Source organism: Streptomyces sp. NPDC048352, from assembly GCF_040651895.1.
Taxonomy (GTDB): domain Bacteria; phylum Actinomycetota; class Actinomycetes; order Streptomycetales; family Streptomycetaceae; genus Streptomyces.
The window spans coordinates 36,357-49,838 of the sequence record NZ_JBEZKZ010000003.1; the positions used below are offsets into that span (position 1 = coordinate 36,357).

The 13,482-nt window shown below is 72.7% G+C and carries 18 protein-coding genes; all 18 read right to left on the minus strand.

Annotated elements, in window-relative coordinates:
* Nucleotides 1–35: 35 nt before the first annotated feature.
* The 18 genes from folE to AB0D45_RS02580 all read right to left on the minus strand — a co-directional run bounded on the left by folE (nt 36) and on the right by AB0D45_RS02580 (nt 13,081).
* Entirely contained in the window at nt 36–644 is a 609-nt protein-coding gene (gene folE, locus AB0D45_RS02495) for a GTP cyclohydrolase I (protein ID WP_362454931.1), read from the minus strand.
* A gap of 2 nt (nt 645–646) precedes the next feature.
* Nucleotides 647–1,372, minus strand: a complete 726-nt coding sequence (locus AB0D45_RS02500; protein ID WP_362454932.1) for a 7-carboxy-7-deazaguanine synthase QueE — start codon at nt 1,370–1,372, stop codon at nt 647–649.
* Entirely contained in the window at nt 1,369–1,797 is a 429-nt protein-coding gene (locus AB0D45_RS02505) for a 6-carboxytetrahydropterin synthase (RefSeq protein WP_362454933.1), read from the minus strand. The genes AB0D45_RS02500 and AB0D45_RS02505 overlap by 4 nt, the downstream gene beginning before the upstream one ends.
* A complete protein-coding gene (locus tag AB0D45_RS02510; protein WP_362454934.1) occupies nt 1,797–2,243 on the minus strand; it encodes a hypothetical protein in 447 nt (148 codons plus the stop codon). Before AB0D45_RS02510 ends, AB0D45_RS02505 begins: the two co-directional genes overlap by 1 nt.
* Complete coding sequence (locus AB0D45_RS02515) at nt 2,240–3,175, minus strand: hypothetical protein (RefSeq protein WP_362454935.1); 936 nt, start codon at nt 3,173–3,175, stop codon at nt 2,240–2,242. Before AB0D45_RS02515 ends, AB0D45_RS02510 begins: the two co-directional genes overlap by 4 nt.
* Nucleotides 3,172–3,888 (minus strand): ParB/Srx family N-terminal domain-containing protein, encoded by a 717-nt coding sequence (locus tag AB0D45_RS02520; RefSeq protein ID WP_362454936.1) that lies wholly within the window; start codon nt 3,886–3,888, stop codon nt 3,172–3,174. Before AB0D45_RS02520 ends, AB0D45_RS02515 begins: the two co-directional genes overlap by 4 nt.
* A 48-nt stretch (nt 3,889–3,936) precedes the next feature.
* A complete protein-coding gene (locus tag AB0D45_RS02525) occupies nt 3,937–4,668 on the minus strand; it encodes a hypothetical protein (RefSeq protein ID WP_362454937.1) in 732 nt (243 codons plus the stop codon).
* Nucleotides 4,669–4,999: 331 nt separating this feature from the next.
* Nucleotides 5,000–5,746, minus strand: coding sequence for a hypothetical protein (locus tag AB0D45_RS02530; protein ID WP_362454938.1), 747 nt, complete (start codon nt 5,744–5,746; stop codon nt 5,000–5,002).
* Entirely contained in the window at nt 5,743–6,576 is an 834-nt protein-coding gene (locus AB0D45_RS02535; RefSeq protein ID WP_362454939.1) for a hypothetical protein, read from the minus strand. Before AB0D45_RS02535 ends, AB0D45_RS02530 begins: the two co-directional genes overlap by 4 nt.
* 175 nt (nt 6,577–6,751) lie before the next feature.
* Nucleotides 6,752–7,147: a hypothetical protein gene (locus AB0D45_RS02540; protein ID WP_362454940.1), complete on the minus strand. Its 396-nt coding sequence runs from the start codon at nt 7,145–7,147 to the stop codon at nt 6,752–6,754.
* A gap of 75 nt (nt 7,148–7,222) precedes the next feature.
* Entirely contained in the window at nt 7,223–7,795 is a 573-nt protein-coding gene (locus tag AB0D45_RS02545) for a hypothetical protein (RefSeq protein WP_362454941.1), read from the minus strand.
* 155 nt (nt 7,796–7,950) lie between these two features.
* Nucleotides 7,951–8,643 (minus strand): nuclease-related domain-containing protein, encoded by a 693-nt coding sequence (locus AB0D45_RS02550; RefSeq protein WP_362454942.1) that lies wholly within the window; start codon nt 8,641–8,643, stop codon nt 7,951–7,953.
* A gap of 221 nt (nt 8,644–8,864) precedes the next feature.
* On the minus strand, nt 8,865–9,800 hold the full coding sequence (locus AB0D45_RS02555) for a DUF3560 domain-containing protein (protein ID WP_362454943.1): 936 nt from the start codon (nt 9,798–9,800) through the stop codon (nt 8,865–8,867).
* 91 nt (nt 9,801–9,891) lie between these two features.
* Complete coding sequence (locus tag AB0D45_RS02560) at nt 9,892–10,647, minus strand: mucin-2 (RefSeq protein ID WP_362454944.1); 756 nt, start codon at nt 10,645–10,647, stop codon at nt 9,892–9,894.
* A gap of 64 nt (nt 10,648–10,711) precedes the next feature.
* Nucleotides 10,712–11,248 (minus strand): hypothetical protein, encoded by a 537-nt coding sequence (locus tag AB0D45_RS02565; RefSeq protein WP_362454945.1) that lies wholly within the window; start codon nt 11,246–11,248, stop codon nt 10,712–10,714.
* A 125-nt stretch (nt 11,249–11,373) separates the two neighbouring features.
* Nucleotides 11,374–12,117, minus strand: a complete 744-nt coding sequence (locus AB0D45_RS02570; protein WP_362454946.1) for a hypothetical protein — start codon at nt 12,115–12,117, stop codon at nt 11,374–11,376.
* Nucleotides 12,118–12,184: 67 nt separating this feature from the next.
* Complete coding sequence (locus tag AB0D45_RS02575) at nt 12,185–12,697, minus strand: hypothetical protein (protein ID WP_362454947.1); 513 nt, start codon at nt 12,695–12,697, stop codon at nt 12,185–12,187.
* An 81-nt stretch (nt 12,698–12,778) separates the two neighbouring features.
* Nucleotides 12,779–13,081 carry a hypothetical protein gene (locus tag AB0D45_RS02580; RefSeq protein ID WP_362454948.1) on the minus strand — a complete coding sequence of 101 codons (303 nt, stop codon included), beginning with the start codon at nt 13,079–13,081 and terminating at the stop codon, nt 12,779–12,781.
* Nucleotides 13,082–13,482: the final 401 nt, after the last annotated feature.

Consider the following 13,482-nt stretch of genomic DNA (forward strand, 5'->3'; position numbering starts at 1 on the left):
TTCGCATGTCGCTATTGGTTCGCACGTCCGCCCGGTCAGCGGGCCATGAGGCGGTGGAGCTCGTCGCGCGCGGTGGGGTCGTCGCGGAAGACGCCGGTGTAGGAGGCGGTGACCATGACGGAGCCGGGCTTGCGGGCGCCTCGGGTGGCCAGGCAGCCGTGTTCGGAGCGGATGATGCACGCGGCTCCGGCCGGGGACAGGTGGGTGTCTAGGGCGGTGGTGACCTGCTGGGTGAGCTGTTCCTGTGTCTGGAGGCGTCGGGCGTAGACGTCCAGGACGCGCGGAAGCTTGGACAGTCCGGCCACGGGGTCGCCGGGGCGGGGCTGGTAGGCGATGTCCGCGTGCCCGGTGAACACCAGCATGTGGTGCTCACAGAGGCTGGTGAACGGCACGCCGGTGACGACGATGGGGCCGCCGTCGTGGTCCACGGGGAAGGTGCGGGCGAGGTGGACGGCCGGGTCCTCGTCGTAGCCGGCGGTCATCTCCTCCAGGGCGCGCAGGATGCGGGCCGGGGTGTCCACGAGGGCGGGGCTGTCCGGGTCGAGGCCGCGGCCGGCGAGCCAGGCGCGGACGCCGTCCACGTAGGCGGCGCGGGCGACGGCGGGGTTACCCGCGTACAGCTCGGCGGTGGTCGTGGCGGTCATGATCATCGTCCCTTCTCGTCGCCCCACGCGTGCACGTGGAGGCGGGTGGTGATGTTGAAGCCCGCCGCGATGGCGGGGTCGGCGATCTCGGCAAGCCGGGCGCACAGGGCCGGGCTGTCGGTGCCTTCGGGCATGACCCACACCCGGGACGGGTCCAGGGCATGGGTGTCCGCGAACTGCCGGACTTCCTGGACGTCGGCCGCGGCCTGGCACACGAACTTGAACGCGGCCTTCCCGGTGTCATGGAGCGCGCGCAGGGCCTGCGGGCGGATGCGCTTGTCCTCCGGGTCGCCGGCGTGGGCGAGCTTGGGCGAGACGTTGAAGCGGGTGACCCATTGGGCGGTGAGCGCGTCGGGCTCCTGGGTGCCGTTGGTCTCGACCTCGGTCTCCACTCCGGCGGCCCGGAGCGTGCCGAGCAGGGAGCGCCATCCGTCCTGTTGCTGGTGGAGCAGGGGTTCTCCGCCGGTGATGACCACGAGGTCCGGGAGGCCGTCCAGGGCCCGGGTGGTGATGTCCTCGACGGTGCGGCGGGTGAGGGTGGCCCGGAGGTCAAAGCGGCGGGCGTCCCAGGTCTCCGGGGTGTCGCACCAATCGCACGTGAGGTTGCAGCCGCCGAGGCGGATGAACGCGCAGCGCCGGCCGCAGCTCGGTCCCTCGCCCTGGACGGTGGGTCCGAATACCTCCCGTACGACGAGGGTGTGGTCCAGGGCGATCGTCACGGTGCTCACGGGGCCGTCCAGGTTGCGGCGTTGACGTGGGTCTCGGAGATGCGGACGGTCGTGACCCGGGCGCCGGGGGCGCGCACCAGGTCCTGGAGGGCGTCCTGCGCGACGTGGGCGATGAGGCCGGCGACGTTCTCGACGGTGGGCCAGCCGGGCACCTGGTGGATCTTCATGCCGTACTGCTGGAGCACGGGCAGCATCGGGTCGTCCGGGCCGAGCATGAGGCCGTGGTCCAGGTGCTGGTCGATCCAGCGGCGGAGCTGCTGCTTGAACGGGCCGAACTCCACGACCAGGCCGCCGGCGAGGGACGGGGCCTCGGCGGTGACCTCGGCCCACCAGGAGTGGCCGTGGAGGCTCTGGCACTTCCCCGGCAGGTGCGGCAGGCGGTGGCCGGTCTCGAAGTTGTGGCGGACGCTCACGGAGTGCGGCATTACTGGGCTCCCTGCTCGTGCGGGCGGGCGACGGTGTAGCGGGTGGTGGAGTTGTCATGGCCGATGTCGTCGTGGACGCCGATGACGTCCAGGTGGACGGCGCGCAGCCGGTACTGGCCGCCCCAGGGCTCCCACTCCGGGGCCACGTAGCCGTCCAGGTGGGCCCACAGGCGGTCCGCGATGTCCTCGTTGGTGGCGTCCTTGAACACCCGGCGGGTCAGCTCGTGGATCCGGCGCTCCAGCGCGGCGTTCGTCTCGGCGAAGGAGGGGTAGCCGTGGCGGCCGATCGTGTCGTAGACGACGGTGACGGACCCGGTGTGGGAGTGGGCACGCAGGCCCATGGCCTTGTTGACGTTGGTGAAGTAGATCGCGAAGGGGCCGACGTCCACGGTGCGGATGAGGGCCGGCCCGTCGCCAGGCGGCGGGGTGGTGGAGGTGCCGGTCATGAGGTGTTGGCCTCCTGTCGGGCGGCCTGGATGCCGGCCGCGGCTCGGTAGAGATTCGTGGTGGTGGCCTCGGCGAGGTACAGGTGGAGGCCGGGGGGTGCCTGCCGGGGGCCGCCCCGGGTGACGGGGTTGTGGGGTCCGGGCGGGATGGTGATGGGGCCGTGGCGGGCGCGGATGTACTCCTCCGCGCGGCGCCACGCGACGGCCGCGAGCACGGTGGCGTCGGTGCGGTTGTAGGTGGCCCGGGTGGCGAGGCTCATCGGGCTGATGTGGTGGGCGCGGACCAGCTCCCGGTGTTTGAGCAGGGCGTCCCGGTCGCGCATCATCAGGTTGGTCCAGGAGCCGTTCGCTGGGTCGAACAGCTTGATCACGCCGAAGCGGAAGCCGGAGCCCCAGGTGGAGGAGTCCACGCTGTAGAACGGGAACTCCCGCAGCGCTCGCCACACGGTCATGCCGAAGCCGTGGAAGACCGCCCGGCCGTCAGCGATCTTGAAGGCTTTCGCGATCCACGGCAGGACCTCGTTGACGGGGTTGCCCAGGAGCTTGCCGAGGGCGATGTAGGTGTAGCCCTCGTCCAGGTAGCGCTCCAGCCATTCCCATGGGTCTCCGGTGTGGAAGACGGGGATGGGCTCCAGGCCGTGGACGAGCTCCAGTTCCTTCTGGTTGCGCCACGTGGCCTCCGGGCCGCCGATGACGTCCAGGTTGGCGTACAGGGTGAGCTGGGTGTCCCACTTCTGGCACCAGGCGGCGTAGTCCTCCAGGGTCAGGTGGATGCCCATGGTGCGCGCGGAGTGGGCGCCGGAGTCCCCGAAGATCATGTTGACCGGGGTGGCCAGCTTGTTGGTGAAGTCGCGCATGTCCTTCGTGCGCCAGAACGCGAAGGAGGTCAGGGCCTTGAAGTCCTGGTCCAGGCCGCCGAGGTGGACGCTCACGCCCCGGCCTCCGCTGCTGTGGCGGCCGCGGCCCGGGTGCTCTCGATCTCGTCCAGCAGGCCGTCGAGCTTGGCCTCGTCGTCCTTGCCGGGGTGGGCGTCAAGCGCGAGGCGCCACCGGTCGAAGGTTTCCGCGTCCACGGTCATGCTGATCTTGGGTCGGAAGATGTCTTCGTTGGGCTCGCCGTGGTGGTCGGAGAGTTCGGCGAGCTCGTCCGGGGGTGCGGTGAGCAGGGCGGTGATGTCCTCGACGTCGCGCGGGGTGTAGCCGGTGCCGTCCAGGTCGTCCAGGCCGGCGAGGAGTTCGGACAGGGCCTCGTAGTCGTAGCCGCCCAGGTCGGCGGCACGGTTGTCCACGATGTTGATGCGGCGGGCGGTGTCCTCGTCGCACTGGACGATCTCGCAGCGGGCGCCGGGTTGCCATGTTGGGTCGTTCTGGCAGATGCCGCACGGCCTGGTGCTGCTGCTGGTCTTGACGGTCTTGCCGCAGTCGCCGGCGCCGTGCGCGCCGAGGGCCTGCATGGTGTGGTTGCCAGCCAGGACGATCAGCGGGCCGTCGGGGATCTCCCGCACGACCAGGGAGCGGTACTGCCCGTTCCTGCGGAGGCTCTCCAGGATGGTGTCGACGTTGCCCCGTTTGGCGTTGCCCGGGAACGGGGTCAGCTCGTCCAGGGCGACGTCGGCAGTGCGGACGTAGGTGGCCTGTGCGGTCATGCGGGGCTCTTTCCTGCTGGTAGTGGGCGGACTCGAGGACGCGGGCTGTCACGGGGTGGGGGCGGCGCGGGCGCGGTCCAGCAGGTAGCGGAACCGGGTGGCGTCGTCGTTGGGGTTGGAGCAGGTGGCGGTGAGGTCGTAGAAGTCGTCCCGGGCCTCCGGGGGGACGGTGAAGCGCAGGACGGGCCACATGTCCTCGTCCTCCGGGTGCCGGTAGGTGTCGGCCAGCTCCTCCAGCGACGGGGGCGGCGCGAGCAGGCGCAGCACGTCGGCTTCCTGGTAGCCGGTGGCCCCGTAGTCGTCGTCCAGGAAGGACAGCAGCTCGGCCAGGGCGTCCGCGTCGTAGCCGCCCAGGTCGGCCGCGCGGTTGTCCACGAGGTTGATGCGGCGGGCGGTGTCCTCGTCGCACGCGACCAGCTCGCAGCGGGCGGCTGGCTCCCATGCAGGGTCGTTTCCGCAGATGCCGCAGGGGTGTTGCTGGCCTTGGTCGAGGAAGGTGCGTCGGCAGTCGCCGGGGCCGTGCTCCGCGAGGGCGGCCATCGTGTGGTTGCCGGCGAGGACGACGAGGCGCCGGCGAGGCGCGTGCGTACGGGGGTTGGACAGGTCGACGCCGACCTCGGGCTCGTGCTCGATGTGCTGGACGACCAGGGAGCGGTACTGCCCGTGGCGGCGCAGGCTGGCGAGGATGGTGGCGACGTCGCCGCGCTTGGCGTTACCGGGGAACGGGGTGAGGTCGGCGAGCGGCACGAGTGCCGTCCCCTGGTACGTGGCCTGTGACATGCCCTGGTCCCCTCGTCGCGTGATGGCAGCGCAAGAGGATAAGCGGAGGGGCGGACCGGCCTCCTGGGGTGACTATTTCCACTGATCAGAAAGGGAGTTGATCACCTTCGCATCGGCAACCGGAACCCATCGACGGGCCGGGCCGGACATGCGCCTGGCCTCCCGAGGGGAGGACCGGGAGGCGGCGCGGCCCCGCGTGCTGGTCAGGCACGGCGAGGCCAATGCACCTGCCCGGCCGGGGGGAGGCTCGGGCGGCGCGCGTTCAGCATGGCACCGGTTTCAGCCACAGCAACAGGGGCGTGACTGGAAAACATCTCCGGACGGTCGGGAGTCAGCGGCCTCGGCGCCTCGCGTCGCGCTCGGCCTGCCACTGGCGGAAGGACCGGTCACCCATACGCCGCTTGAACTGGGGAATGTTGTTTGCCGGGATGCCGACCGGCGCCGGGCCGAGGACGGCCAGGAGGTCGCTCGCGTCCTGGGAGTGGTAGCCGGCGGACAGGATGGCGGCCTCATCCGGGAAGACGTCCGCGACGCGGTCGCCCGGCCGGATCAGGTGGTCCTCCATGCCCCCGTAACTGAACACCCAACGGAAGTTCCGGGGCGGGGCCGGCTCCACGAGGCGACGGAAGCGGCTCACCTCCTTCGTGTAGGCGTAGAAGTTCACGGCCGGGCGGAACGCGATCAGGCGCAGCCACGCGGACAGATAGTGGTCGCTGAAGAAGTCGCCGGCGTCGTGAATGCGGATCCAGCCGCCTCGATGGCGCGGGTGCGCGAGCTCGGCGGCCATCTGGCGCTGCCACCCGGGCAGGTCGTCCAGCACGTAGGCCAGGTTCGCCTGGTGGCGGTCGATGACGCCGGGGAAGTTGTACGTACCGTTCCGCGCGTAACAAGCCTGTGCACAGACCCCGGCCGCTGGACAGGTCTTGACGACCCGTCCATCCCGAAGACGGGTGGCCAGGGCCGGCAGGGTCCAGTTCCAGATGTGTTCCTCGCGCAGCTCGCTGTTCTGGGTGAGCAGCCGCTGCGGGCGCCGCAGTCGCCGGCGAACCTGGGGCGCTTCCAGGGCTACGGCGGTCATGAGGGTTCGACCCCGGCGGCCTTGAGCAGCGCGGAGACGGTGACCACGCCGTCGTGGGCGTGCCGGGAGTCCAGGACGGCCGCGAGGGTGCGCAGCGCGCGGAGCACGATCTCCGGGGCTCCCTCGGCCGGGAACATCTCCCGGGCGACGGACACCAGCCGGGCAGCCTCGTCGCGGTCCGGGGGGAGGTAGGTCAGCGTCATGATCACGTGCCCGGGGGGCGGGGGCGTGGGCGGGGTGGAGTCACCGGCCGCGGCCGGGGTGGCGGAGGTGACGGTGTCCGGGGCGCCGGCCGTGGCGGCCGGGGCCGGCTGCTCCTCGGGCGGCTCCTCCTCCTCGGCGGCCTCCTCGATGGCGGTCAGCAGGTCGGCCAGGTCCTCGTCCGTGTAGCCGGTGCCGTGGACGTCATCCAGGCCAGCGATCAGCTCCGCGAGGGCCTGATCGTCGTACGTGCCCAGGTCCGCCGAGCGGTTGTCCACGAGGTTGATACGGCGGGCAGTCTCCTCATCGCACTGGACGATCTCGCAGCGGGCGACCGGATCCCACATCTCATTGCCGCACACTCCGCAGGGGCGTTCCTCCTCCCCGACCTTGACGGTCATGCCGCAGTCGCCGGGGCCGTGGGCGGCCAGGGCCTGAGTGGTGTGGTTGCCGGTGAGGATGACGTACCGGTCCGGCTCGACCTCCCGGACGACCAGGGAGCGGTACTGCCCGTTCCGGCACAGGCTGGTGAGGATGGTCCCGACGTCGCCGCGTTTGGCGTTGCCGGGGAACGGCACGAGCTGGGCGAGCGGGATCGTGTCGGTGCGGACGTAGGTGGCCTGGGTCATGGGCTTATCCCCTGGTCGCGGGTCGAGAGGGCGCAGAAGGATAAGGGCAGACGCGCGCCTGCTTCCCGTGGCCGGACTGGCAGGCCGCGGCGGGGGTGGCCGTCCTGTGGGATGGCAAGGGGCCCGCACACGACTGTGTGCGCGTGCGGGCCCTCGGGAGTCGGGCTACTGCGGGTCAGGTGTGCAGGGTGAGCAGCGCGTGGAGGTGGGCGACGTCGGCGTATGCGATCTCCGTGGAGATGGACGTGTCGCGTCCGCCCTCGTCGTCCCAGGACTGGGCGTAGACGGCCCCCGGAAGGCGCAGTTCGAGAACGTCCCCGACGCGACCAACGGTGAGTGCGTCCGTGCGGGGGATGCCGGTCCAGCCCGTCCAGCCCTTGTGTGCGGTCACCTGGTCCAGCGCGGCCAGGATGTGGGGGGCGTGGTCGACGGGGATTCGGAGGACGTGACGGTCGACGCGCTCCGGAGCGAACTCGGCAGTCGGGCCGGAGACGGTGAGGTAGAAGGACTCCCCCCGGATCTCCGTCCGGTACTGGCCCATGGCCTCGGTGGGCTCCTGCTGGGCTCCCATGGTCAGCTCCTTGTTGTCGTGCGGTCGGGTCAGGCTAGCCGGGCGGGGGCGGCCGGTGGGCCGCCCCGGGGGTGGCTACTTGGCGGGGTCGAAGAAGTCGTTCAGGAACGCCTCCAGGTCCAGGGGGTCCTCGGCGGCCGGCTCCTCGACGGGGGCGGGCGGCTGGACGGAGGCGAGGAGGGAGGCCAGGAAGTTCTGGGCGCCCATCGGGGTGCGCGGCTCCTCGACGGCCGGGGGCTCCTCGGTCGGGGCGTCGGGGTCGATGAACTCGTGGCAGTCGGCGAACAGGGCGTCGGTGGGGTCCAGGTCGAACTTCACCGGGGGGTGCGGGCGGGTCATGGCCTTGAAGTTGGGGAAGGACGGGGCCTCGAACTTGCGCTTCTCGATGCGGGCGACGGCGCGGTGTGCGTCCTGGGCGGCGATGAGGTCCGGGCCGCTGTGGTGGTTACGGGCCTTCGCGTCGGCGTCGCGGGCGGCGCGCTTGGCCGCGGCCAGCGCCTTGCCCTTCCCGGCGGCGTGCAGCTCCTCCAGGGTGGCGCGGACGGCGCGGGTGTGGGCGGTCTCCATCTGGCGGACGGTGCCGGTGCGCTCGGTGCGCACGGTGCGGGTCGTGCCGTACACGGTGACCGTGGTCTCGCGGTAGTCCATGGCGCTGCTCCCTGCCTGGTGGTGCGGGCTCCAACACACCCATATTTGCAACATGAGGTTGCAATGTCAAGTTGCATTGCGGGGATGTCCGGGCAGGTCAGGCACAGGGAAGCCCGCACCGGGCGTGGGGCGCGGTGCGGGCGAGGAGGCCGCCGTTAGCGGCGGGTGTACGGCGGCAGCGCACGGTCGGCTGCGGCCACCAGGTCGGCGGCGCGCCGCTGCCCGGGGATGCGCGCGGCCTCCCGCAGGACGGCCGGGAGCACGTCCGCCGGCACGATGCGCACGTTCCGGAACACGAGCTCGCTCGCCGGCCGCCCGTGGGGGCCGACGAGGGGCGCGCCCTCGACGGCGACGATCGCGGCGACCGGCACGCCGAGGGCGCGCGCGACGGCCGCGGCCTCGTCCCGGGCGCTGGTGACGCGGTCGGAGACATCCTGGTCCCCGTGCCACACGCGGCCGACGCGCACGGTCACGGGGTAGCGGCTGGTCCACAGCTTGGGGTCCAGGACGAACACGCCGCCGTTGGGCGAGATCGCGAGGGCGTCCACGTTGGCCGGTCCCTCGCCGGGCGGGAGGGCGCGGTCGTAGCGCAGCGTCCAGCCCTGCCTGACGAGGGGCTCCAGGCGCGCGGCGGCGCGCTCCTCGCCCACGGCTCCGGCCTTCCAGTTGCGTGCCTGCCGACCGGCCCGTGTGTCGATGCCGACGGCGTCGGCGAGGCGGACCAGGGGGGTCCGAAGCTGCCGGGCGCGAGCGGCGGCCGAGGCGCCGGCCCCGGTCCTCGTGCGGGTGCGGTGCCACTTCCAGAACCACCAGGCAGCGGCCAGGAGGGCGACGGTCAGGAGGGTCACGTTCGGGTCCTTTCACGGGTCCGGACTCGGTGTCCGGGCAGGGGCGGACAGGTAGGGAACAGGAGGGTGACGGGGTGTCCGCGCGCGGGCGTTCCTGCTGGTGGGACAGGGCGGACAGTGTCCGGACAGGGGGTGTCCCGGGAGTTGTTCGGAGTTGTTCAGGACAACCCCCGGACAACCGGGGCGGACAGTGTCCGGGCACCGTCCGCCCCGTGGTCCGGTCAGCTGTCCGGGGTGTCCTGGACGTGGGGGCAGCGCACGTCCTTGACCTCTTCCCAGCCGTAGCGGTCCGTCCAGGAGTAGCCGGTCGTCACGCTCACGGTCTTGCCGTTGGCGCGGGCGACCGTGCGCCACTGGCCCCGGATCTTCACCCGGTCGTCGCGGTGGACGCTCTCCTTGGAGTAGCGGCCGAACGTCCCGGCCTCCCGGGCGGCGTCGAGGACGGCGCGGTCGCCGGCGATCCGCTCGACCAGGACGGCGCGCTCTCCCTCGTACTGGCGGCGCAGCGCGTCGGAGCCGGTCTGCGGGTACAGGGACAGGCTCGCCATGCGGCGGTCCAGGGCGCGCAGCTCGGTCTCCAGGCGGTCAACGCGGCGGGCGGTGACGTCGGGGCGCTCCTTGTACGCCTCGGCGCGGCGGGACCCCTCGACCCGGGAGGGCATCCGCTCGGCCTCCTGGGCGGTGTGGGCCGAGCGGATCGCGGTGTCGATGCTGCGGTCGAGGAGGCGGCGGTGCGCGCGCCCGCGCGGGCCGGGCATGACCGGCTGTCCCAGCGGGAGGTGCTCGACCATGGCGTCGGACCGGCGCCTCAGGGCCTCGGCCTCCTGGGTGAGCTTGTCCCCCTTGGCGGTCAGGGCCTCGCGGCGGTCCTCCAGGCGCTCGTGCTTGTCGGCGCGCACGACGTCGTTGGGGCGGACCTCCTCGGCGATCTCGACGGTGACCGTGTGGCCGGCGGCGCGCAGCTCCTCGGCCGCGGCCTCCATGGCGACGACGCGCGGGGCGCGGTCGCGGCTGTTGCGGTGGCCGTACTGCCGGAGGGAGCGGAACCAGGTGAAGCCGTAGCGCTTCAGGATGTCGCCGGTGCCGTCACCCTTGACGGTGTCGCCGTCCACCAGGGTGCCGTCTTCCGGGGTGTGGCTGATCTTGATCGTTGCCATGCGTGGCGCCTTTCGTCCATGGTGCTCGGGCGGGTGACCGGGCCTGTCCGTCCTGGGGGCGGACAGGCCCGGACACTGTCCGGACAAGGGGTCAGGGGCGCAGGTCGGCTAGGAGGGCGGTCGCGTTGTCCGCGTAGACCCGGTTCGGGTCCAGGGCGCGGCTGGTCTTGACGGCGGTGTCCACGGCGAGGTTCACCAGGTCCCGCACGGTGGGGATCAGGTCGTCGCCGTCGCACTCGGTGTAGAGGCAGTGCCCGGCGTCCTCGTGGGGCTCGTACGCGCCGTCCGAGGCGAGCAGCAGGCGGCAAGGGCCGGTGATCTCCCGCGTGCGAGTCTCGATCGCGGGGTGGCCGTAGCGGTTGGTCACGTCCTCGTCGGTGGCCTCCGCGCCGAGGCAGGAGGTGATGTGGTTCCGGTCGCCGCCGTACGGATAGGTGGCGGTGGGCGGGTACACGCGGCGCTTGTTGTGGTCGTCGGTGAGGCGCACCGCGATCCCGCGCTCCAGCAGGTACGCGCGGGAGTCGCCGCACCAGGCCACCGTCAGGGGCTTACCGGGGGCCCTGACGGCGACCACGGCCGCGGCCTTGTGGCGGGAGCCGTAATGGATGGCGTCCTCCCGGCACAGGTTGTAGACCTTCCGCAGACCGGCCTCCGCGTCCCCGAGGCGGGCGGCGGTGCCGGCGATCTGGCGGGCGGCGCCGAGGGCCCAGCGGTGCGTCGACTCGCGGCGGCCGATGCCGTCCAGGAGGACGTACGCGCGGGTTCCGTCCGGGGCGGTGCGGACGGCGGTGGCGTCGCACTGGCCGGGGTCGGTGCCGGTGTGCTGGGCGGTGGCGTAGGTGCGCATGGTCCTGCTCCGTTCTGCGGTGGCGGGGGCGGGCCGCCCCGGGGTGGGGCAGCCCGGGGGGGGGTCAGCGGCGGTTGCAGGGGCGGGCGTTGTCCACGGCGACGGTGGCCGCGAGGCGGGCGAACTGGCGGTGCAGGTCCACCAGGACGCTCAGGTACGCGATGCGGGTGGTCTCGTCGGCGGGGCTGCTGGCGTCCAGGTCGTGGACGGCCAGGGCGATGCGGGTCAGGAGGCTGATCTCCTGCCGGGCGAGCTGCGGGCTCACCGGGTTGAGCGCGGGCAGCTCCACCGGGCGGCGGCCGATGGGGGCGGTGACGTAGTAGAAGACCGCGTCCGCGATGCCGGCGGCCGGGTTGTCCTCGGCCAGGGCCTGGCACTCCAGGAGGGCCATCGCGGCGTCGAAGGGGGTGGTGTTGGTGATCGTGATGCCGTCCATGACCGGGGCGTCCTCGGTCTCGAACGCGTCGGCGGCGGTGTCCAGCAGCGTCACCATCTGCATCAGCACGTCCTGGGCGCGGTGGAGGGGGGTGCGGCTAAGGACGACGTAGGCCAGGGCGCGGGCGCGGGTGGCGGCGTCGCGGGCGGTGGCGGTGATGGTCATGGCGGTCCTTTCCGGGGCGGGCTGTGTGCCCCTCCCTCATGTCTCGATACTTGCATCCTTATGTTGCAACGTCAAGTTGCAACAAAGGGCACGCGGGTGACGTTGGCGGGACGGTTACTAGGGGGTCAGCCGGTCATGCACTCCGCGCATCCGCCGCAGTTGCACCGGGCCGGGGCCGGGACGCGGGCGAGGTGCTCGGCAACGAACGAGGTCGCGACGGCGCGCCGGTGATCGCGCGTCAGTCGACGGGCCTCGTCCCGGTCCCCGCCCCACCCGGACAGGGCGCCGCACGCGCACGTCGCCGAGCTGCTGCCGTCCCGGAGCATCCCGGCCCGGCCGCCGGGGCGGTTGAGCCCGGCCGCGCCGTACGGGTCGCCGGCGGACGGCCGGTACCAGCCGCGCGGGTCGGTTGTGCGGGTGCGGTGAGCCTGGGCGAGGAGCCCCAGGCGGGCCGTCAGGGACAGGCGGAGCCGGTCCCCGTCCTCGACCACCAGGCCCCGGGCGCGGAGGCGTGCGGTGGTGAATGCGGGGATCTCCCACGTGAGGCCAGCGATTACCCGGCGGCCGTCGTTCTCCGCGTACCGGGCGCGAGGGTCGCCGGCGACCAGGTCCAGGTCAATGCGGGTCGTCGCGGACAGGGCGCCGACCGGCATGAGCGGCTCCAGGCTGATGGACCTCTCTGCGCGGACGACGCCGTTCTCGGTGGCGCCGAACAGGCGGCGGGTCCAGGTGATGAGCGCGCCCCCGGCCGGGGTGAACTCGACGTCGTAGCCCCGGCGGACGGCGGAGGTCAGCAGCATCGTGGCGTGCTGCTCGCTCGCGGTGCCCTCGGTGACTCCGGTGGAGTGCTGGATGGTCTCTCGGAACACGGGTCCTCCTGGCGGTGCGGTGTGGGGGGCCGGGCGCGGGGGCGCCCGGCGTGGAGGGCGGGGCGGGTTAGCTCCTGGCGGGCTGGAGGCGGCGGGGGCGGGCGCCCTGGCGCTCCCACCAGCCGCAGTCACACAGCGGGCAGTCCGGCGGGCAGGTGCCGATCCAGCAGGGGTGGACGTAGCGGGGCTCGTCCAGGTCGAAGCCGCCCCCGGCCGGGACGGTGCCGACGTGGCGGGTGCGGGCGTCGATGACGCGGGCAATGCCCTGGGTCATGACGGCGGCGTTCGTCTCCCCGGCCGGGAAGAAGTCGTCCACCTGCGGGTCGTAGAACTCCGCGTGCAGGCGGGTCGCGCGGTGGCCCATCGGCAGGACCGCCCCGAGGAGGGCGCCGGTGGTGTCGCGGACCTCGTAGCCCTCCACGGGGTCCTCGCCCGCCCACTCGTCGCCGATCCACTTCCATCCCTGGACTTGGGCGGCGGTCATGCGCACCAGGAGAACCGTTACGTCGCGGAAGGACAGGCCGGCGGTGCCGGCGGGGCCGGTGAACTGGGACAGGGTGTGGGCGGTCACGGTGCGCATGTCGTCCTCCGGGTGGCTGCTGGTGGTGGTGGGCGGGAGCCCGGCGCCCTCCCCGGTGGGGGAGCGGCGGGGCCCGGCGGGTCAGCTGCGGGCGTGGGCCGGGCAGGCGTAGACGGGGCGGTACCGGCCGCTCTGGGCGACCTGGACGAACCGGTCGACGGCGGCGGGCTCGCGGCACTCCTTGTGTCCGAACTCCGTCGCGGTGCCCAGCTCCGGGCGGTTGCGGCTCACCGGCACCCGGCGCCACGTCGCGGTGCACGCGCCGTGCGCGCGGTGCGGGACCCCCGCCGGGTCGGTGGTGATCTCCTCCGCGTCGGCGGGCGCGGCCGGGGCGGTCGTCGCGACGGCGTCCTCGGTGCCGGTAATCCGGATCGTGCGGCTCATGGCCGTTCCCCTTCCTGGTCGGGCTGTCTGCCCTCCCCGACACCCCGATATTTGCACTCCCACGTTGCAACGTCAAGTTGCAACGTGGGGATGTGTGGGGCGTGTCGGGGTGGCGCCGGGGGTGCTCCCCGTCCGCCGGGTGGCCCTCGTCCTCGACGGCGGCCGGCGCCTCCGCGCGCAGTGCCGCGACGACCTCCGCATCCAGGCCGTGGAGGCGGGCCTCCTCGTCGGTCGGGGCCCACCCCGGGGGCCGCTTACGACCGAGTCGGTATGTGATGCCGGCGACGCGCGCCCAGGCGTCCCACAGCCGGTCCTCCCACGCCTCGGCGGCCTGCCGCTGCTCGAACTCCGCGTACCAGCGCTCCCGCTCCACCCGGCGCCGCTGCTCGTCGGCCCGGAAC

What these genes read in the sequence shown, in the direction of transcription:
- AB0D45_RS02520 (WP_362454936.1), bottom strand. Translation starts at nt 3,888, where the DNA reads ATGACCGCACAGGCCACCTACGTCCGCACTGCCGACGTCGCCCTGGAC.
- AB0D45_RS02565 (WP_362454945.1), bottom strand. Translation starts at nt 11,248, where the DNA reads ATGACCATCACCGCCACCGCCCGCGACGCCGCCACCCGCGCCCGCGCC.
- AB0D45_RS02525 (WP_362454937.1), bottom strand. Translation starts at nt 4,668, where the DNA reads ATGTCACAGGCCACGTACCAGGGGACGGCACTCGTGCCGCTCGCCGAC.
- AB0D45_RS02575 (WP_362454947.1), bottom strand. Translation starts at nt 12,697, where the DNA reads ATGCGCACCGTGACCGCCCACACCCTGTCCCAGTTCACCGGCCCCGCC.
- AB0D45_RS02530 (WP_362454938.1), bottom strand. Translation starts at nt 5,746, where the DNA reads ATGACCGCCGTAGCCCTGGAAGCGCCCCAGGTTCGCCGGCGACTGCGG.
- AB0D45_RS02505 (WP_362454933.1), bottom strand. Translation starts at nt 1,797, where the DNA reads ATGCCGCACTCCGTGAGCGTCCGCCACAACTTCGAGACCGGCCACCGC.
- AB0D45_RS02510 (WP_362454934.1), bottom strand. Translation starts at nt 2,243, where the DNA reads ATGACCGGCACCTCCACCACCCCGCCGCCTGGCGACGGGCCGGCCCTC.
- AB0D45_RS02560 (WP_362454944.1), bottom strand. Translation starts at nt 10,647, where the DNA reads ATGCGCACCTACGCCACCGCCCAGCACACCGGCACCGACCCCGGCCAG.
- AB0D45_RS02540 (WP_362454940.1), bottom strand. Translation starts at nt 7,147, where the DNA reads ATGGGAGCCCAGCAGGAGCCCACCGAGGCCATGGGCCAGTACCGGACG.
- AB0D45_RS02535 (WP_362454939.1), bottom strand. Translation starts at nt 6,576, where the DNA reads ATGACCCAGGCCACCTACGTCCGCACCGACACGATCCCGCTCGCCCAG.
- AB0D45_RS02545 (WP_362454941.1), bottom strand. Translation starts at nt 7,795, where the DNA reads ATGGACTACCGCGAGACCACGGTCACCGTGTACGGCACGACCCGCACC.
- AB0D45_RS02555 (WP_362454943.1), bottom strand. Translation starts at nt 9,800, where the DNA reads ATGGCAACGATCAAGATCAGCCACACCCCGGAAGACGGCACCCTGGTG.
- AB0D45_RS02580 (WP_362454948.1), bottom strand. Translation starts at nt 13,081, where the DNA reads ATGAGCCGCACGATCCGGATTACCGGCACCGAGGACGCCGTCGCGACG.
- folE (WP_362454931.1), bottom strand. Translation starts at nt 644, where the DNA reads ATGACCGCCACGACCACCGCCGAGCTGTACGCGGGTAACCCCGCCGTC.